Annotated in this window: 16 protein-coding genes; 3 read left to right on the forward strand and 13 right to left on the reverse strand. The window is 71.3% G+C overall.

Annotation, left to right across the window (positions count from 1 at the left end; all coding sequences use genetic code 11):
- Window positions 1-343 precede the first annotated feature (343 nt).
- Window positions 344-907 carry a hypothetical protein gene (locus tag O7624_RS08075; RefSeq protein ID WP_282239556.1) on the forward strand — a complete coding sequence of 188 codons (564 nt, stop codon included), beginning with the start codon at window positions 344-346 and terminating at the stop codon, window positions 905-907.
- 28 nt (window positions 908-935) lie between these two features.
- Here the strand turns inward: O7624_RS08075 and O7624_RS08080 are convergent, their stop codons facing one another.
- Window positions 936-1,367 (reverse strand): helix-turn-helix domain-containing protein, encoded by a 432-nt coding sequence (locus tag O7624_RS08080; RefSeq protein WP_282239557.1) that lies wholly within the window; start codon window positions 1,365-1,367, stop codon window positions 936-938.
- 128 nt (window positions 1,368-1,495) lie between these two features.
- Here O7624_RS08080 and O7624_RS08085 point away from each other — a divergent pair, with 128 nt between their 5' ends.
- Window positions 1,496-2,365, forward strand: coding sequence for an aldo/keto reductase family oxidoreductase (locus O7624_RS08085; protein ID WP_282239558.1), 870 nt, complete (start codon window positions 1,496-1,498; stop codon window positions 2,363-2,365).
- A 65-nt stretch (window positions 2,366-2,430) separates the two neighbouring features.
- Here the strand turns inward: O7624_RS08085 and O7624_RS08090 are convergent, their stop codons facing one another.
- The 4 genes from O7624_RS08090 to O7624_RS08105 form a co-directional block, all read right to left on the reverse strand.
- The gene (locus O7624_RS08090) at window positions 2,431-2,844 is read right to left on the reverse strand and encodes a VOC family protein (RefSeq protein WP_282239559.1); all 414 of its coding nucleotides are present in this window, start codon (window positions 2,842-2,844) and stop codon (window positions 2,431-2,433) included.
- A gap of 627 nt (window positions 2,845-3,471) precedes the next feature.
- A complete protein-coding gene (locus O7624_RS08095; RefSeq protein ID WP_282240573.1) occupies window positions 3,472-4,614 on the reverse strand; it encodes a HAMP domain-containing sensor histidine kinase in 1,143 nt (380 codons plus the stop codon).
- A 44-nt stretch (window positions 4,615-4,658) separates the two neighbouring features.
- The gene (locus O7624_RS08100; protein WP_093410381.1) at window positions 4,659-5,327 is read right to left on the reverse strand and encodes a response regulator transcription factor; all 669 of its coding nucleotides are present in this window, start codon (window positions 5,325-5,327) and stop codon (window positions 4,659-4,661) included.
- An 84-nt stretch (window positions 5,328-5,411) separates the two neighbouring features.
- Window positions 5,412-6,710 carry a PQQ-binding-like beta-propeller repeat protein gene (locus O7624_RS08105; protein ID WP_282239560.1) on the reverse strand — a complete coding sequence of 433 codons (1,299 nt, stop codon included), beginning with the start codon at window positions 6,708-6,710 and terminating at the stop codon, window positions 5,412-5,414.
- Between the two features lie 76 nt (window positions 6,711-6,786).
- Here O7624_RS08105 and O7624_RS08110 point away from each other — a divergent pair, with 76 nt between their 5' ends.
- A complete protein-coding gene (locus tag O7624_RS08110; RefSeq protein WP_282240574.1) occupies window positions 6,787-8,631 on the forward strand; it encodes a hypothetical protein in 1,845 nt (614 codons plus the stop codon).
- A 7-nt stretch (window positions 8,632-8,638) separates the two neighbouring features.
- Here O7624_RS08110 and hpxZ read toward each other — a convergent pair whose 3' ends face one another.
- From hpxZ to O7624_RS08150, 8 genes are all read right to left on the reverse strand, one after another.
- Window positions 8,639-9,028, reverse strand: a complete 390-nt coding sequence (hpxZ, locus tag O7624_RS08115; RefSeq protein WP_282239561.1) for an oxalurate catabolism protein HpxZ — start codon at window positions 9,026-9,028, stop codon at window positions 8,639-8,641.
- Window positions 8,992-10,650 (reverse strand): regulator, encoded by a 1,659-nt coding sequence (locus O7624_RS08120; protein ID WP_282239562.1) that lies wholly within the window; start codon window positions 10,648-10,650, stop codon window positions 8,992-8,994. Before O7624_RS08120 ends, hpxZ begins: the two co-directional genes overlap by 37 nt.
- 12 nt (window positions 10,651-10,662) lie before the next feature.
- A complete protein-coding gene (locus tag O7624_RS08125; protein WP_282239563.1) occupies window positions 10,663-11,355 on the reverse strand; it encodes a cysteine hydrolase in 693 nt (230 codons plus the stop codon).
- Window positions 11,356-11,363: 8 nt separating this feature from the next.
- The gene (locus O7624_RS08130) at window positions 11,364-12,053 is read right to left on the reverse strand and encodes an isochorismatase family cysteine hydrolase (RefSeq protein ID WP_282239564.1); all 690 of its coding nucleotides are present in this window, start codon (window positions 12,051-12,053) and stop codon (window positions 11,364-11,366) included.
- Window positions 12,054-12,071: 18 nt separating this feature from the next.
- Entirely contained in the window at window positions 12,072-13,877 is a 1,806-nt protein-coding gene (atzF, locus tag O7624_RS08135; protein ID WP_282239565.1) for an allophanate hydrolase, read from the reverse strand.
- A 75-nt stretch (window positions 13,878-13,952) separates the two neighbouring features.
- Window positions 13,953-14,618: a GntR family transcriptional regulator gene (locus O7624_RS08140; protein ID WP_282239566.1), complete on the reverse strand. Its 666-nt coding sequence runs from the start codon at window positions 14,616-14,618 to the stop codon at window positions 13,953-13,955.
- 44 nt (window positions 14,619-14,662) lie between these two features.
- The gene (locus O7624_RS08145; protein WP_282239567.1) at window positions 14,663-16,489 is read right to left on the reverse strand and encodes a hypothetical protein; all 1,827 of its coding nucleotides are present in this window, start codon (window positions 16,487-16,489) and stop codon (window positions 14,663-14,665) included.
- Window positions 16,489-18,303: a hypothetical protein gene (locus O7624_RS08150; protein ID WP_282240575.1), complete on the reverse strand. Its 1,815-nt coding sequence runs from the start codon at window positions 18,301-18,303 to the stop codon at window positions 16,489-16,491. Before O7624_RS08150 ends, O7624_RS08145 begins: the two co-directional genes overlap by 1 nt.
- Window positions 18,304-18,486 lie beyond the last annotated feature (183 nt).

Here is an 18,486-nt window from a genome sequence, read left to right on the forward strand (position 1 = left end):
GAACCCGCCGCCCGCCGGTCCGTACCCGCCCCCGGGTACGTACCCGAACCCGGTCCCGGGGGCGTACCCCCAGCCGGGCCAGACGTCGTACCCTCAGCCGGGCCAGGCGCCGTACCCATCGGCCGGCACTCAGCCGGCCCCGCCGCAGCAGCCCGGCGGCCAGCCGGCGACCGGCGCCTACCCCCCGCCCGCCTACCCACCACCCGGCCAGCCGTACCCAACCGGTTCAGGTTTCCCCGGCCCGGGGCCGGCCGGTCCGGGATTCGCTGCTCCGGGGCTCGCCGATGCAGGGCCGGTTGGTGCAGGGCCGGTCGGTCCGCCGAAGAAGAAGTTCCGGATCTGGATGATCGTGCTGATCGTCCTCGCGGTCCTGCTGGTGCTCTGCGGCGGTGGCGGCACTGCCGTCTGGTTCGCGGTCAAGGACGACGTCAGCGAGGCCGTGGACGCGACCCGGACCCGGATGGTGGCCCCGGCCACCCTGGCCGGGCGACCCAAGAACACGGACCCGGAGTTGCAGCAGGCGGCCGACGACATGGTTCGCGACATCCGCTCGACGGTGAGCAACGAGACCAGCGCGGTGGGCGCCTTCTACGGTGACCCGGCCGGCGAGGACCTCGTCATGATCGCAGGCGCGTCCGGCCTGATGTCCGACCCGAAGCAGGAACTCGACGCGGCGGTCCAGGGCCTCTCCGCCGACCTGGGCCTCAGCAACATGACCTCGGTCGATCCAGGTCCGCTCGGCGGTGAGGCCAGCTGCGGCGACGGCCTGACCGAGGACGTGCCGCTGGGCGTGTGCACCTGGGCCGACCGGGGCAGCGTGGGTCTGATCGTGATGTTCTTCTCGTCCCGTGCCGACGCCCAGGCCGAGTTCGTGACCATTCGCGGTCAGATCCAGCAGCGCGATTGATCATGACTGGGCGGCGGACACGAGCGCGTCATGAGGTGGCTGCGTCGTAGTCGTCGCGGTGCGCGAGAACCTCGCCCATGTGGGCCTGAGCCCAGTACCTGATCTCCCGTGTGGTGCGGTGGAGCGAGAGACCGAGGTCGGTCAGCTCGTAGGTGACGGTGACCGGGACGGTGGGCGTCACGGTACGGGTGAGCAGTCCGTCACGCTCCAGCGAACGCAGGGTCTGGGTCAGCATCTTCTGACTGACTCCGGCCAGCTGGCGGGCAAGCTCGGAGTAGCGCATCGCTCTCGGCGCACCCGGACCCTGCGGAGCCGCGTCACCGCCCAACGCGCACAGGATCAGCACGACCCACTTGTCCGAGATCCGGTCGAGCAACTGGCGGCTGGGGCAGGCTGCGAGGAACGCGTTGTATTCCGCTTTGGCCTGCGCCTGCCGCTGGGCTGCCCTCATCGTGGTCACTTACCGTCCCTCTCGCCGCTGGGGCGTTACGCACTTTGAAGTGCCTACTTCCCGATGGAAAGTGGCTCTCCAAGAATTATGCAGGCAAGCGAAACGCGCCCCCTCTCACCAGCGACGGAAGCGACACGATGAGCACTCCTCCTTCTCTTCCCGGCGGCACCTGGCCACTCGGCGATCGGACCGTCACCCGTTTCGGGTACGGAGCCATGCAACTCGCCGGCCCCTGGGTGATGGGGCCACCCGCCGACCGCGACGGCGCCCTGGCCGTGCTGCGCGAAGCCGTCGACCGGGGAATCACCCACATCGACACGAGCGACGCCTACGGGCCACACGTCACCAACGAGCTGATCCGCGAAGCACTGCACCCCTATCCCGAGTCGCTGCTCATCGCCACAAAGGTGGGGGCGACCCGCGACGCACAGGGCGGCTGGCCGACGGCCCGCCGACCCGAGGAGCTGCGCAGGCAGGTCCACGAGAACCTGCGCTCCCTCGGAGTCGACACCCTCGACCTGGTCAACATGCGGATGGGCGACGCGGAAGGTCCCCAGCCCGGCTCGATCACCGAGGCGTTCGAGACGCTCGCCGCGCTCCAGCAGGAGGGCCTGATCCGTCACCTCGGCGTCAGCAACGTCACCGCGGAGCAGGTCGCCGAGGCGCGGGCGGTCGCCCCGGTGGTGTGCGTGCAGAATCTTTACAACCTCGCCCACCGCCACGACGACGACCTAGTCGAACAGCTCGCCGCCGACGGCATCGCCTACGTGCCGTACTTCCCGCTCGGTGGTTTCTCGCCGGTGCAGTCCGAGGCACTCTCGGCCGTCGCCGCCCGGCTGGGCTCGACACCGATGTCCGTCGCCCTCGCCTGGCTGTTGCAGCGCTCACCGAACATCCTGCTGATTCCCGGCACCTCGAAGGTGGCGCACCTGCGCGAGAACGTCGTCGGGGCGGGGCTCTCGCTGTCCGCCGAGGACGTCGCCGCGTTGGACGGCATCGGCCGCTGATCGGTAGGCAGACTGACATCGGAGCGGCGGCACCCCGCCGCTCCGATGTCGCGGCGTCGCTCCGCTCAGCCGTCCGTCACAGAGCCCTCCGCCGCCTGCTGGGCCGCCGCCTTCTCGGCGGCGCTACGAAGTACGCAGAACTCGTTGCCCTCCGGATCGGCGAGCACCACCCAACCGGCGCCGGTCGGCCCGATGTGATCGGCGACGTGCCGGGCCCCGATGCCCAGCAGCCGCTCGACCTCCTCGTCCCGGGTCCGGTCGGTCGGTTCCAGGTCGAGGTGCAGCCGGTTCTTCACCGTCTTGCCCTCGGGTACCGCCAGGAAGAGCACCTCCGGACCACCCGGCGGCAGCAGCATGGCCTCCGGGTCGCCCGGGAAGTCGTCCGGCTGGCGGGGGCACTCGAAGACCTGGGCCCAGAAACCGGCCAGGGCGTACGTGTCGTGACAGTCGATTCCGATGTTGTGGATCCGTGCGCTCATGTCTCGTCCTCGTGGTCCAGCCACCGGCGTCGCAGCCCTGTCGGCTGCCGGCCGACTGACCGCCGCGACCGGCGAGCCTGCGAGAGGCACGACACGGCAAGACGGGGGTCGGAGGCGGGCCTGCGGGCACGGACGTCGGGGCAGTCAGAACTGGCGTGTCTGGTCCGCTGAGTTGCGGGACGACGATCCCGCTACCGGTGCCCCGCGAGGATGAGCGGTCAGCCGGCAAGGCGGGGCGCGGACAGCATCATGGTGAACATCGACGCACCCCCCTCCTTGATCGGGCTGACCCAGTGATCTTCGCACCGCCACGCCTCATGGAGCAACCCGCACCCCCGGACATTACCTTCCGTGTCTCTCCCGCCCACCCCATGCGGTGCTGCTCCCACCCTTTGCTCTGCTTCAACCCACGCAACGATCACGATCTGTGTTCGGAGTCGGCTGATGGCTGAATCTCGGCACCGCATTACCGCTGCTCAGAGACGAGTGCGTGGGTTGAAGCAGAGCAAAGGACACGGAGTGGCACTGCGGGCCCCGAGAGAATGGGCACCCGACGTAATAAACACGGAGAGTCAACCCCGATGGGCTACGGTACGTCCATCTCCGACACGGGTTGAGGTGTCGAGGTCAGCGGGCGGCTTCCGCCGCCGGCAGGCTCACCGTCACCTCCAGGCCGCCGCCGGGCTGCGCGACGACGGTCACCGTGCCGCAGTGCGCGTCGCAGACCGCGCGCACGATGGACAGGCCGAGGCCCGACCCGCGTGCCCCGGTCCGTTCCCGGCCGCCCCGCCGGAACGGCTCGAACAGCCCCGGCACATCGGCCGGGTCCACCTCGAAGCCGGTGTTGCCGACCACCAGCCAGGATCGCTGCCCGTCCGAGCCGGTACGCACCCAGAGCCGGCCATGCAGGTGGTTGTAGCGGACCGCGTTCTCGATGAGGTTGCCGGCCAGCCGGTCCAGCAGCCCGGGATCACCCACCACCGGTGCCGGCTCCAGCGACGTCTGGACCGCCAGCTTGATCCGCTCCACCTCCCGGCGTACGGCGGAGAGGGCGTTGACGGTGCCGGCGGCCAGGTCGCACTCGCTGCGCCGGCCGAGCCGTTGACCGGTCTGCGCCTCGCTGCGGGCCAGCACCAGCAGCGCGTCGACCAGCCCGTTGGCGCGTTCGGAGGCGTCGCGGACCACTGTCGCCATCCGGCGGTACTCGGCCGTGTCCGCCTCGTCGTCGCTGAGCGTCACGTCGATCTCGGTACGCATCACCGCCAGCGGCGTACGCAGTTCGTGCGAGGCGTTGGCCACGAACCGCTTCTGCGCCTCGAACGCGGCGGCGATCCGGTCCAGCATGGCGTCGAACGTGTCAGCCAGCTCGGCCACCTCGTCGTCCGCCCCGGAGTAGCCGATCCGCTGGTCCAGCGTGGTTTCGCCGAGCCGGCGGGCGGTGGCGGTGACCTGGTGCAGCGGGCGCAGCGCACGCCCGGCGACCGCGTACGCCCCGACCACGCCGACCACGCCGATCGCCAGCAGCGCGGCCAGCCCCTTGGCCAGCAGTTCCCCGGAGGCCGCGTCGACGAGCCGCTGTTGCCATGCGGCGGCCTCCAGCGTGCTCCCGTCGGCAAGCACCACGGTGGTGCCGGGCAGCAGCTCGTCGGTGGGGCGCAACGCGTCCTGCACCAGCAGCCAGGCCAACAGCACCAGGATCGCGCCGGCACCGACCAGCAGCACGCCGTTGAGCAGGGTCAGCCGCAGCCGCAGCGTGGGACGTAGCCGCAGGGCGGGCCGCCGCAGCGCGGGCAGCCGGCGGCGCGCCGTGCCCGTCACTGCACCACCTCGGCCGTCCGGTAGCCGGCCCCGACCACGGTCTCGATCAACGGTGGATCACCGAGCTTGCGACGCAGCGTCATCACGGTGACCCGGACGATTGTGGTGAAGGGGTCGGTGTTGGCGTCCCAGACGCGTTCCAGCAGTTCCTCGCTGGAGACCACGGCGCCCCGGGCCTTGAGCAGTTCGCAGAGCACACCGAATTCCTTGTTGGTCAGCTCCACCGGCACACCGCCCCGGGTGGCGGTACGGCGGGCCGGGTCGACCACCAGGTCGGCGATTTCCAGCACCGGCGGGGCCGCCGGGGTCGCCCGTCGGCCCAGCGCCTGTACCCGGGCGACCAGTTCGTCGAAGGCGAACGGCTTCGGCAGGTAGTCGTCGGCACCGAGTTGCAACCCCTCGACCCGGTCGGCGACCGTGCCGCTGGCGGTCAACATCAGCACCCGGGTCAGTTCGCCGGACGCGGCCAACTCCGCGCAGATCTGGTCGCCGTGCCGGCCGGGCAGGTCACGGTCGAGCACCACCACGTCGTACCGGGTCACGAAGGCCATCTCGTGGCCGCTGTCGCCGTCGTACGCGACATCCACCGCCATACCCCGTTTGCGCAGCCCTCGCGCGATCGCGTCGGCGAGGTTGCGCTCGTCCTCGACCACCAGTACCCGCATGCCCGCCCCTTTTCCGCCCGCCGACCACCGACAACGTAACGCCGCCGACCAAGCCGCCCGTGACGGGTGCCGCCCTGACCGGAGTCAGTCGGGCAGTCGCCAGATGCCGTAGCCACCATCGAGCAGACGGCAGCCGACGAGGTCGTACCGGCTCTGGCAGTCACCGCCGGCACCGGGCAGCACATCGAGCCGGCGGGCCGGCGCCCCCGTGGGATCGAGCCGGGCCAGCACCAGCCCCACCTCGGCCACCGCACGCACCACGAGCACCTGCGGGGCGTACTCGTAGCGAGAGACCATGCTCCACGACCCGTGCTCGGCCAGCCTCTCACCGGTGCCCAGGGCGATCGTGACAATCTCGTTGGTGGTCTGGGCCACCGCGAGGACGTTGCGATCATCGGCCAGCACGATGTCGAGGATTTCCTTGCTGTCCCAGCGCAGCGCCCCGGTTGCTGGATCGACGACCTGAAACCCGCCGCCGGCCAGCCCGGCGCAGAGCAGTGGCCCGCAGCCGGTGACGTAGGTCGCCGTCGGCACGGTCGCCTGCCAGCGCTGCGCCAGATCATCGACATCGAGCGCGGTGATGGTGCGGGAATTGCGCACCACCGTCACGAGATCGCCGGTCACCCACGCCTGCTGGTAGCTGCTCGAATGGTCGGCGGGCGGGGGAAGGCGGTGCCGTACCGCACCGCTCATCGGGTCGATCACCTGGACCTCGCCGTCGACCGTCGCCACCACGATGCTGTCGAGCGTTCCGTCTTCCCGCTGCCAGTGGTCGACACTGGCCGCCGACAAGGTCATGGACCACAGTTCGTGGGCGGTCGCCAGCTCGATCATCCGTAGTACGTTCGGCTCGCTGTCGCTGAACGTACGCAACAGCGCCCGGTCGGGCATCTCCATGATGGCGATCCCGGGCACCCGCCAGCGTTCCTCGCCGGTGTGCGCGTCGAGTCGCACCGTCTGGCTGGTGCCGGTGTCTGGCCGAGCCATGGCGACCAGGATCCCGGCGTCGGCGACCGGATGCACCCGGTAGACCCGGTTGCCCGGCGGCACGGGCACCCGCCACAACGGCGTCAGCCGCTGCGGTGCGACGGTGGGACGGTCGGGCCGTGGATAGGCGAGCAGTTCCTGGCTACCGTCGGTGACCCCGGGCATCGGGGAGACCGTGAAGATCTGATCGGCTGCGATGAACAGGTCGCTGCCGAGGGCGGCGGGAACGATCGCGTGGATCCGCCCGGCCGGCGGTGTGCCGCCCGCCAAGGTCAGCAGCGCGATCAGTGCCACCACCACGACCGCCACCCGGCGGCCACCCGGCCCGGGGCGGCGGCGCTGTGTCGGCGGCGGATCGGTCAGCTCGGTCAGCTCACCGAGGTCGATCAACGTCACGCTCGTCCTCCCCTGACACACACCCTACGCGCGGCGGGCGGGCGGGGTTCCGCCTGTACGATGGCCCGTCGTGGCTGTGCCGGTGGTGAATCCCTCGCTGAAACCCGTCTCCGAGACCGTCGAGACGCGATCAACGACAACACGTACCCGGCGGCGGCCGACGCGCGTCGACGCGCTGGCCATCGGAGCCTACGTGCTGCTCGGCGTCGTCGTCTGCCTGAGCTACTGGGCCGATGTGAACAACCGGGTCTCCTCCCACCTGCCCACCGACCACAGTTGGTTCGAGTGGCTTTTCGCGCACGGCGCGTACTCGGTGCAGCACCTGGAGAATCCGCTCTTCACCGCCCGGCAGAACGCGCCGGACGGCGTGAACATGATGGCCAACACCTCGCTGCTCGGGGTGACCCTGCCGCTGGCGCCGCTGACCATGCTGCTCGGCCCCCAGGTGGTGTACGCGCTCTACCTGGGCGGGGCATTGGCCGCGACGGCGGGAACCTCGTACTGGATGCTGTCGCGGCACCTGGTGCGCTCCCGGGCGGCGGCCTTCGTCGGCGGCGCGTTCCTCGGTTTCGCCCCCGGCATCGTGCACCACGCCAACGGCCAGCCCAACTTCGTCTCCAACTTCCTGCTACCGCTGATCGTGGTGCGGGTGTTCCGGCTGGTCGAGCCGGGCCGCTGGCGGCGCAACGGGCTGGTCCTGGGGCTGCTGGTGGCGTACCAGATCTTCATCAACGAGGAGATGCTGCTGCTCACGGCGCTGGCCTGCCTGGTCGTCGTGATCGCGTACGCGGCGATGCGCCCCCGGGTGGCGTGGGCACGGGCCGGCACGTTCACGGCCGGCCTGGGCCTCGGCGGTGCGGTGGCGCTGCTGCTGACCGCCTACCCGATCTGGTTCCAGTTCAACGGCCCGCAGTCCTACCGGGGACTTCAGGGCGGGGTGTTCCACAGCTGGGGCGAGGACATCGTCGCCTTCGTCACCTTCCCCCGCGACACCATCGCCGGTGACGAGGCGGTGGAGGCGACAATCGGCATGACCGAACAGAACACCTGGTTCGGCTGGCCGTTGGTGCTGCTCTCGGTGGTGGCCCTGGCCCTGCTGGTCCGCCGCTCGCTGGTGGCCCGGATCCTGGCCGTACTGGTGGTGGTCTTCTCGGTTGCCGCGCTCGGCCCGGAGATCCGGTTCAACGGCGAGCTGACCGGCATCGCCGGCCCGTGGTCGTACATTCCGGCGGATCTGCCGCTTGTCGAGATGATGATGCCGACCCGGCTGACCCTGGTGACCACCGCCGCGCTCGGCGTACTGCTGGCACTGGCCTGGGACGCGGTGGCCGACAGCCACCGACCGACGGTGCCGGCGCCCCGCGCCCCGGAGGCCACGGCCACCGACCGGCGGCGACTGCGCTGGCAGCACGTCGTCGGATACGCCGCGATCACCCTCGCCCTGCTGCCGCTGCTGCCCCGTCCGCTGCCGGCCGAGCCGGTCGATCCGCCGCCGACCTTCATCACCTCGGGCGCCTGGCGACCGTACGTGCCGGACGGCCGCACGCTGGTGCCGGTGCCCATCCCGAGCAACGTGCACGGGCTGTCCACGCTGCGCTGGAGCGCGCTGACCGGGCACGAGTTCCCGATCCCGGCCGGCTACTTCATCGGCCCGAACGAGGACGGCGAGGGCGTTTTCGGCGCCCCGAACCGGCCCACCAGCACCCTCATCTACCAGACCATGGACGCCGGTGAGCTACCCGAGATCAGCGACGAGAACCGCCGGCAGGCGGTGGAGGACCTGCGCTTCTGGCGGGCGTCGGTGGTGGTGCTGGGCAAGCATCCCCGCGAACCGGTGCTGCGGGAACTGCTGACCGCGCTGCTCGGGGATCCGCAGCGCGTCGACGACGTCTGGCTCTGGGACGTACGCGACCGGGTGTGACGTACCGTCATCCGACGTCGGGAGGCAACGGCTCGGAGACGTGGGCGGTGACGATCCGCCAGCCCTCCGGGAGGCGTACCCAGGTCTGGGTCTGCCGACCGGTGGTGGCGGCGTCGCCGTACCCGAATCGGGTCGTGACGACCGCGAGGTCCGCGCCGAAGGCGGTGACCACCGTGTCGACGAGCCGACGGCCGGGCGGCAGCGGTGGTTGCCCGGCCCGCCACTTGCGCTGCTCGTCGAGACCGTACTGGTGGTCGGCGAGACCGAAGCGCACCGTGGCCGCAGAGTCCCAGAAGTATCCGCAGATCCGGTCGACGTCGCCGGCCACGAGCGCCTGCTCGTAGCCGACGAAGGCCGCCGTCACCTCGGCGACCACGTCCGTCCGGTCGATCTCCATGCGGGGAGTCCTTTCTGGACGGGTGCGGCGGGCTGCTTGGGTGTCGAGGAGTTGCCACCGTGCAGGCGGTCCAGTTCGGCCTCCTCCGGCTCGGGCACCCGGGGTGGGTACTTGCCGAGCGCGAAGATCGCGCAGATCACCGCCACGAAGAGATAGCCGAGCGCCACCTGCCCGTTGGCGTTCCACTGGACCTCCTCGCCGTGGATCAGGCCGATGAAGGCGAGCACCGCGCCGGAGGCGGCGAAGATGGCCGCCTGGACGAAGCGTTTGTCGATGATGAAGGCGACGATCGCGCCGAGCACCAGACCGGCGAGGATCGCGCCCTCGCCGAGGATGCGCAGGCCGTCGTAGACCACCCCGGCGCCGGCCAGCGCCTCGTCGCCGACCTCGGCGGCGGTGGTGCCGGCCGCCGCCAAAGCATTGTTCATCTGCCCGGTCGCCCACGCCGCGATGTTGGGAATCAGGGCCGCGACCACCGCCGCAGCGTGTGCCCGGGGTGTCGCCTGGAACGCCTGGGCACCGATCAGCAACCCGATGTAGAGCAGGATCGGCACGATCGCCGCAGTCGGGAAGATCGCCCCGAGCAGGGAGAACATGCCGAGAAAGCAGAGCAGCGCGATGACGATCCCGGTCGCCATCGAGTAACCGGTACGCCCACCGGCGGCCTTCCAGCCCGGGTGGCCGACGTAGACCGCCGGTGGGAACGGCGAACCGAGGGCCGAGCCGACGACCGCGCCGGCACCGTCGGCGAGCAGCACACTACGCAGGTTGTAGTTGTCCCCGGCGGTGGCCGCGCTCTCCACGTTCGTCATCGCCTCGGTGAAGTTGTAGACGCCCAGTGGAATCGCGGTCGCCAGCAGCGGCGCCATGTCGGAGAGCCCGCGCAGCAGCAGGTCGATCTGGAAAGTGGGGAAGGCGAACGCGATGTCCCGCGCCGCCGCCGTGACGTCCGGTACCGACATCGCCCCGCCGATCCAGCCGATCGCCGTACCGAGCAGCAGCGCGGCCAGCCCGATCGGGAAGTTGAACAGCAGCTTCACGTCGGTCAGCAGCCCGATCAACAGCAGCGCCAGCACCGGCAGCGCGATCCAGGCCAGCCGCCACATCTGGCCCGCCGGGTTCATCGAGATGAAGGTGATGGAGATGCCGGCGAGGGTGCCGAGCAGCGCCGCACGCGGCGTGTAGCGGCGGATGTACGGGCCGACGAACGCGCCGATCAGCACGATCACGCCGATGATGAAGGCCCAGGCCAGCCCCGCCTCCCAGGCGCGCGCCGGGTCACCGGTGCTGAGGTAGATGGGCAGCATGATGACGAAGATGACGATGAACATGTGCGGCACGCTCGGCCCGTACGGCAGGGCTGTCACATCGGAGCGGCTCTCCCGCCGGGCCAGCCGTCGGGCCAGGTGCGTGTAGTAGATGTTGCCCGCGACCAGGGCGATACCGAGCGCCGGCAGGATCGTGCCGAACACCTCCCGCTCGGGCAGGTTCACCACGAAGAGGCAGAGCCCGGTCAGGGTGAGTACGTTGACCAGGACGTTGACGCCGAAGCCGAAGAACGCGTTGGTGTCGCCGCGCACCCAGTACGGCAGCGGCACGACTGAGGGTCTGGTGGGGACCATGGCTGCTCCCGGTCAGGAGGAGGGTTGCAACACGGGGGTGGTGGGCAGCACGGCGAGCACGTCCGTCGAGTCGGCGACCCACCCGAAGATGCCGCCCTGGGCGGCGATCATGTCGAGCCCCACCCGGTGGAACTCGGGGAAGTACGACCCGACGCAGTCGGCGAGCACGAGGCACTCGTACCCGCGGTCGTTGGCCTCCCGGACCGTGGTGTGCACGCACACCTCGGTGGTCACCCCGGTTACCAGGAGACTGTGGATGTTCCGCTCGGCGAGCAGGGCGTCCAGGCCGGTGGCGTGGAAGGCGCCCTTGCCCGGCTTGTCGACGACCGGTTCGCCGGGCAGCGGCGTCAACTCGTCGACGATGTCGTGGCCGTACTCGCCCCGGACGAGGATCCGGCCCTTGGGACCGGGGTCGCCGATCCGTTTGCTCGGCAGGCCCCGGTTGAGCTTGGCCGGTGGGCAGTCGGAGAGATCGGGCAGGTGTCCCTCCCGGGTGTGCACGACCGTCAGCCCGGCGGCGCGGGCACCGGCCAGCAGCGCCGTCAGTGGTGCGATGGTCCGCCGCAGTTGGCCGACGTCGTTGCCGAGGCTCTCACCGAAACCGCCGGGCTCCAGGAAGTCGCGCTGCATGTCGATGACGAGCAGCGCGGTGGTCGCAGGGTCGAAGGTGTACGGGAAGGGCCGCGCCGTGGCAACTGTCAACATGGCTCACCTCACCTGGTCGTGGCGGCGATGACGGCGTCGGAGGTGGCGACGCAGCCGAAGACGCCGCCCTGCATGGTCACCATGTGCAGCGCGGCGTCGTGGTTGTCCTTGTCGGTGGCCCCGGTGCAGTCGGCGAGGATCAGGCACTCGTAGCCCCGGTCGTTCGCCTCGCGCATCGTGGTGTGCACGCAGACGTCGGTGGTGATGCCGGTGAGGATCAGGTGGGTGATGCCCCGGGTACGCAGCACCAGGTCGAGATTCGTGGCGTAGAAGGCGCCCTTGCCGGGTTTGTCGACGATCACCTCGCCGGGCGCCGGGGCGACCTCGGGCACGATCTCCCAGCCGGGTTCGCCCTTGACCAGGATCCGCCCGCACGGGCCCGCCGCGCCGATCTCGGCGCCGATCTGCGCGGACCGCCAACGCTTGTTCGCCGGCAGATCGGACAGGTCGGGGTCGTGGCCCTCGCGGGTGTGCACGACGAGCATGCCGAGCGACCGGACGTGGTCCAGCAGTCGGGCGGTGGCTGGCAGGCCGGCCCGGGTGAGGCCGATGTCGTAGCCCATCGCGTCGACGTAGCCGCCCGGGCCGCAGAAGTCGGTCTGCCAGTCGATGCAGAGCAGCGCGGTACGCGCGGTGTCGGCCGTGCCGTCGTACGGCCACGGGTAGGGGTTCGCCGTTACCGGCCCGATCCTGCCCATCCTCTCCTCCTCCGTTGGTCAACTCCGGTGCGCTGCGGCCCGGCGGTAGGCCCGCCACCCACCTGCGGCGCTGATGTCCTCGGCCCGCGCATCGACGGCGTACGCCTCGCAGAGGAAGCCGAGCACGTCCCGCCCGTCGTGCAGCCGAACCCAGCCCAGCGACAGCGGCGCCGGCACCCCGACCAGCAGGTCGCCCACGACGGTCACCGGCAGTCGCCACAGCTCGACCTCGATCGGGTGTCCCTCCGGGTCGGTGTCGGCGACCCGGACCAGGCCGGGCAGCCCGTCACCGTCGGCCGTCTGCAGGCGGTAGAGCCGGTAGCGAGGCGCGGTGCGCGCGGCACCGGCGAGGGTGGCGCCCCGCTCGGTCAGCTCCGCGTTGCGGGACTCGCCGGCCAGGTGCCGGCCGACGACGGCGATGAGCGTCTGCGCCGGCCCGGTCACCGAGACGGTGGCGACAGCTTCGGGAGCGGCGCGGGTGGCGGCGGTGAAGGCGGCGGCGAGCTGGGCCAGGGTGGTGTCGCTGAACGCTGGGCCGAGCAGGGTCAGGCTCGCCGGCCGGCCCGCCGCGGTGAACCCGTTGGGCACGGTCACCGCCGCCAGGTCGAGCAGGTTGGCGAACTGGGTGTAGCGACCGAGCATCGTGTTGCGGCCGATCGGGTCCTCGGCGATCTCGTCGAGGGTGAAGGTCGTGCCCACGGTGGGCACCACCAGCACGTCGACCTCGTCCCACAGCTGGTCGACCCGGGTCCGCAACTCGCGCAACCGGTGCTGGCCCCGGAAGACGTCGACCGCGTCGTAACGCCGGCCGGTCTCCAGCACGCTGCGGGTGACCGCCAGAACGGCCTCGGGATGTTCCCGCAGGAAGCCGTCCAGCCCGGCGAGCCGTTCGGCCACCCACGGTCCCTGGTAGAGCAGCTCTCCCGCCTCGAAGAAGCTCTGCAACGGCACCGACCCGACCTGGCCCACCAGACCCCGCAGCGCCTGCACGCCCGCAGCGAACCGGACCGCCTGTCCCGCGTCCCCGAAGAACTCCAGGTCTTCTGCCCGGGGTACGCCGAGGCGTAGCGTGCCCGGCATGCGGGCCATGACCCGCTCCGCCGGTAGCGGACGCCCCCACGGGTCGGCCGCCGAGATGCCGCGCGCGGTGTGCAGCACGTCCACCGCGTCCGCGACGTCGGTGGTGAAGACCGAGACGCAGTCGAGCGAACGGCAGGCCGGCACCACCCCGGCGGTGCTGAGCAGGCCCCGGGTGGGCTTGAGGCCGACGATCCCGTTCAGCGCCGCCGGCACCCGGCCGGAGCCGGCAGTGTCCGTACCCAGGGCGAAGCTGACCTGGCCGGCGGCGACCGCGACGGCCGACCCGGAGCTGGAACCGCCGGAGATCAGCCCACCGCCGAAGACGCTCTCGCAGCTGCCGTACGGGGACCGCGCCCCGGTCAGGCCGGTGGCGAACTGGTCGAGGTTGGTCTTCCCGACGAGCAGGGCACCGGCGTCGAGCAGCCGACGCACCACGGGCGCGTCCTCGCCGGCGGAGTACCCGAAGTCGGGGCAGCCAGCCGTGGTGATCATGCCGGCGACGTCGATGTTGTCCTTGACCGCGAATGGAATCCCGTACAGCGGCAGGGTCGCGGGGTCGGCGGTGGCGGTCAGCCGCTCGGCGCGGGCGAGAAGCGCCCGGGCCGGCACGGTGCTGATCCAGACCGGCCCACCGTCCGCTCCGGGCAGCCCGTCCAGGACCCGTTCCGCCAGTTCGGTGGGGGTCAGGTCGCCGTGGCGGTACGCCGACCGCAGCTCCGAGATCGATCCGATCCGCTCTGGCATACAGTCGATTGTCGACAGTTGTGTTTCGGCAAACCACGCGGTACGTAACGACGACATGACGGCCGCCCGGTGAAGTTACCCGAGATACGACCGCGCCCCGTGCTCGGACAGCACGGCGAGCACCAGCTCGGGGTCACCAGCCGCGACCGCCTCGAAGAGCCGCTCGTGCCGGTGGACGCCGTCGTGCGGCTGCGCCACCTCCGCCTCGCGGCGCAGGTTGATCGCCATGTAGAGCTGCAACTTCACCAGGATCGAGTCGTACACCGCGGAGAGCTGCCGGTTGCCGGCCAGCGCCACCAGCGCGACGTGGAACGCCCGGTGCGACTCGGCGACCGCCAGCCGGTCACCGTTCCGGGTCGCCTCGCTCATCTGGTCCAGCGCCGCCCGCAGCCCGGCCAGATCGCTCTCCCGCGGCACCGGGATCGCCGACCGGACCGCGAATCGTTCCAGCACGTCGCGCAGTTCGTACAGCTCTCGCACGTCGCGATCCGACAGGGTGGCGACCCGGACTCCCCGGCGCGGGACGTGCTCGACCAGCCCCCGCTGCGCCAGCAGCCGCAGCGCCTCACGCAGCGGCGCCCGGCTGATTCCGAGCCGCCGGGTCAGTTGCTCCTCCACCAACCGTTCACCGGGATCACTGCGGCCGCTGAGAATCTCCCGGGTCAGCCGGGAGACGGCGAGCTCCACCAGGCTGACACTCTCCAGCTCGCCCTCCGCCGGCGATGCGGCCACGTCACTCACCCCGACGAGTGTGCCACCTGCCGCCGCAGCCCCCGTCGGACGCGTCAACCCACCAGCGGCCGGACGTCCCAGACGAGTGCCCCGCCGATCTCCCGAGCCGGACCGAGCAGCGCCTCGACCGTCCGGCGCACCGGGTCGCCGTGGTGCAGTCCACCCTGCACCACCACGGCCGCCCGCCAGTGCCGCAGGTCGGCCACCGCCTGCCGGCGGTCGGTCTCGCTGATCGGCGGCACCTCGCCGGTGTCGGCCACCCGGCGCAACAGCAGGGAGGTGGGCCGGTCCGGAGCGCCCCAGCGGGCGGCCGGGTCGTCGGGGGAACGCGGACCGATGAAGAAGCCACCCGGGGCGGTGAAGGCCAACCCGGTCCGGGCGGACCAGAGCATCGCCGGGCTCTGACCCGCGTTGGTCACCGGCGGCACCGGCACCACCGTCCGCCCCGCCGGCACGTACGCCCGCCAGGTCCCCTCCGCCACGAACGCCGGGACCGGCCAGTTCGGCACGGCGCGGATCGGGGTCGGCGTCAACGGCAGCAGCGCGGCGACCACCGCACCGGCCCAGAGCAGCCGCACCGGCACCGCGTCCGGTCCCGCACCAGCGGTGGCCGGCTGCCGCTGTACCCGGTCCACCGAGAGGGCCAGCAGGATGCCCAGCACCGGCACGCAGACCAACGCGAACCGGGCCGGCACCACATGGTCGAGCAGGGGCAGCTCGGCGATCAGCAGGTACGGGCCGGGCAACTCCGTCGACGATCCGTCGAGGCGTACCCGGGGGCCGAGGGAGAGCAGGGCGAACACCACCCCGCAGGCGGCGAGGGCCCGGACCAGCGGTCGACGCCACAACCACACCGTCACGACCAGGGCCAGCACCAGCAGACCCGGCCCGAAGAAGGAGTTCTCCTCGGTCGCGTTGGGGGCCAGCAGGGCGGGCAGACGGTGGTCGCCGAAGACGGTCTGCCGGGCCGTGGCGGTGAACGAGGCAGCGTCCAGCTGGAAGCCGTACGCGTGGAACGGCATCCCCCGGTAGTGGCCGGGGCCGAAGAACTGGAACCACAGCGGATAGGCGAGCAGGGCGGCCGCGACCACCGCACCGACCGCGATCCGGCCGGCCGTGACCGGGGCGAGCCGGCGTGCGGCGGCCTTTTCGGTCAGCGCGTAACCGATGACCAGGACACCGGCGGCGAGCGCCACCAGGAGCAGCACCTCCTCGCCGAGGAACGCCTGGTAGGTCACGACCAGACCGAGCAGCACACCGGGCCGCCACACCCGTGGCCCGGTGCCCGCCGGTGCCGCTGCCGTGTCGGCCGGGTCGGGCGCGAACACCAGTGCCAGGATCACCGGCACCAGGAACTGGGCGGCCATGTGCAGGTGCGATCCGGCCTGCGCGACCATGCCGGGGGCGAAGCCGCAGACCAGCCCGCCGAGCGCGGCGGCCAGCCGGGACTCGACCAGGCGGCGGCGCAGCAGCACGTACCAGGCGGTGGCCGTGCCGGCCAGGCATCCGACCACCGCCACCGCGAACGCCACCTGCGAGCCGAACAGCAGGGTGACCGGCGCCAACGGGACGCCCAGGCCGAGCACCGAGGTGTTGGCCATCAGGTTCACCCCGCCGGGCGCGTTCAGCGCCTCGCTCCACAGCGGATTGTCCAGGCCAGCCACCGCACGAGCGGCGTGGGCCAGCATCCACTCGAAGAGGATCTGGTCGCCGGCCTGGTGGAACAGCCGGTCCGGCCGGCCCCACTGCCGGCTGGTCAGCCAGGTGGCCAGCGCCAGGTAGCCCGCCACCACCGCCAGGTCAGGCGTACGCGGGCGGAGCCGCCAACGGCGACCGGTGGTGCGGGCCTGCACGTCCCGCTCGACGGTACCGAGCGACATCAGACCCGGGGGTCGGTGAGTGACCGTACGTCCCACACCCAGACGTCCAGTTCGAGCCGGGCCGGTCCGACCAGTTGCTCGACGGTCTGCCGCAGCGGCTCCGAGTGCGGCTGCCGGACCGGCAGCACGAGGATCGCCGCCCGCCAGTACCGCAACTCGTCCAGGGAACGACGCCGCTGGCGGTCGTCCAGTTGCGGCGTCCGGCCGGTGGTGGCGACCTCCTCCAGCAACTTTCCGATGCCGCTTGGCCGGCCTCCGAAGCGCCCCGGGTCGCCGGTGTTGCCGTTGCGTGGGGCGAGGAAGTAGCCCCCGGGGATCTTGAAGTCGAGGTTGGTGGCGGCGGCCCAGCGCATGCCGTGGGTGTTACCCATGCTCGGCACCGGGATCGGCACCAGGGTCTGCTCCGGCCCGACGTAGGCGCGCCACCGGTCGGAGGTGATGAAGTCCGGCACCGGCGGGCGGGAGGTCATCGGCAACGGCATGGGGGTGATCGGCAGCAACGCGAGCACCAGACCGGCGGCGGTGAGCGTACGCACGGTCCTCCGGTCCAGGGACAGGGTGCTGGTCCGCTCGATGGCCAGCGCCAGCAGGATCGCCACCACCACGCTGGTGATCATGCCGAACCGGGTCGGCACCACCGCGTCGAGCAGCGGCAGCCGGACCAGCCAGTTCCACGGCCCGACGACCAGTTCCCGGTCCCACCAGCTGATCCGCTCACCGAGGGAGAGGATGGTGTAGAAGGCGGCGGTCGCGGCGAGCGCCCGGACCAGCACCTCCCGCCGGAGCCAGAGCACGATGCCGACCGCGATCAGCGCCAGGCTCCACCCGAAGAAGGCGTTCTCCTCCGAGTAGTTCGGCGCGAGGTTGACGTTCGCCCGCTGGTTGCCGCCGATGGTGGGTGAACCGGGGGCGAAGTACGCGGCGATGTCGTTGCCGTAGTCACGGACGGCGTCGCTGAGCCCGTGATAGGCCATCGGGCCGGCGAACTGGATGTACAGCGGGTACGCCAACAGCGAGCCGGCGATCACCGTGCAGGTGGCCAGCGCCTTGGCCAACGGCCGCCAGGCCGCCGACCAGATCCCGGGCCGCTGGACGACCACCGCGATCAGGAAGATCCCGCAGCCCATCGCGGTGAAGAGCAGGATCTCCTCGTTGATGAACGCCTGCGCGGTGACCAGCAGGGCCAGCAGCGCGCCGTCCCGGTACGGCCGGGTCGATCGGGTGATCACCATGACCCGCCACACGATGAACGGCAGCAGGAACTGGCTGATGATGTTCGGGTGCCAGCTGGCGTGCGACAACATGGCCGGTGAGAAGCCACAGAACCAGCCGCCCACCACCGCGGCGAGCGGGTTGCGCACCACGTGCCGGGACAGCACGAAGTACCAGGCCGATGCGGTCCCGGCGAGACCGAGCGTCACCAGCAGTACGAACGTCACCGCCGGCCCGAACAGCAGGGTCACCGGCACCATCGGGATGCCCAGGGCGAGGATGGCCGTGTTGGCCATCAGGTTGACCCCGTCGGGGTAGTTGAACTGCTCGGTGAAGAACGGGAACTCCCCGTGCAGCACCACCCGCACCGAGTGGGCGAGGAAGAACTGCACCTGCGCCGGGTCGCTGCTGTAGAGCGAGGCCACCCGACCGGCCGGGTCCATCCAGATCTGGCTGGTCACCCAGAGCGCGGTCAGCAGGAACCCGCCGAAGACCGCGAGGTCGCGTCGCCGGGGCGTCCACCGGAACCGGCGTCGGCGTTCCGGGGCGGCGTCGGCGGCATCGACGCCCCGCGTACCGTCGGCCGGCGCGGTCTCCGTCAACTGCCGGTCCGTCCCGCTCCCGGTCGCGGGTGCCTCGGTGACCGGGGCCTCGGTCGCGGGTGCCGCCCCGTCGATCGCTGCGGTCTCCGCCACGGCCGGCTCGGCGGCGGACGTGGTGCCCCCCGGCGCGGAGCGCGCGCGGTCGTGCGCCTGATCACCGACGGTGACGACTTCGGAGGGAGA

This window comes from Verrucosispora sp. WMMD1129 (assembly GCF_029581255.1).
In the GTDB taxonomy this organism is placed as follows: Bacteria; Actinomycetota; Actinomycetes; order Mycobacteriales; family Micromonosporaceae; genus Micromonospora; species Micromonospora sediminimaris.

Bases quoted from the DNA above. Each gene is read 5' to 3' on its own strand.
- O7624_RS08100 (WP_093410381.1), bottom strand. From the start codon at position 5,327: ATGCGGGTACTGGTGGTCGAGGACGAGCGCAACCTCGCCGACGCGATC.
- O7624_RS08075 (WP_282239556.1), top strand. From the start codon at position 344: ATGATCGTGCTGATCGTCCTCGCGGTCCTGCTGGTGCTCTGCGGCGGT.
- O7624_RS08120 (WP_282239562.1), bottom strand. From the start codon at position 10,650: ATGGTCCCCACCAGACCCTCAGTCGTGCCGCTGCCGTACTGGGTGCGC.
- O7624_RS08145 (WP_282239567.1), bottom strand. From the start codon at position 16,489: ATGTCGCTCGGTACCGTCGAGCGGGACGTGCAGGCCCGCACCACCGGT.
- O7624_RS08085 (WP_282239558.1), top strand. From the start codon at position 1,496: ATGAGCACTCCTCCTTCTCTTCCCGGCGGCACCTGGCCACTCGGCGAT.
- O7624_RS08125 (WP_282239563.1), bottom strand. From the start codon at position 11,355: ATGTTGACAGTTGCCACGGCGCGGCCCTTCCCGTACACCTTCGACCCT.
- atzF (WP_282239565.1), bottom strand. From the start codon at position 13,877: ATGCCAGAGCGGATCGGATCGATCTCGGAGCTGCGGTCGGCGTACCGC.
- O7624_RS08090 (WP_282239559.1), bottom strand. From the start codon at position 2,844: ATGAGCGCACGGATCCACAACATCGGAATCGACTGTCACGACACGTAC.
- O7624_RS08130 (WP_282239564.1), bottom strand. From the start codon at position 12,053: ATGGGCAGGATCGGGCCGGTAACGGCGAACCCCTACCCGTGGCCGTAC.
- hpxZ (WP_282239561.1), bottom strand. From the start codon at position 9,028: ATGGAGATCGACCGGACGGACGTGGTCGCCGAGGTGACGGCGGCCTTC.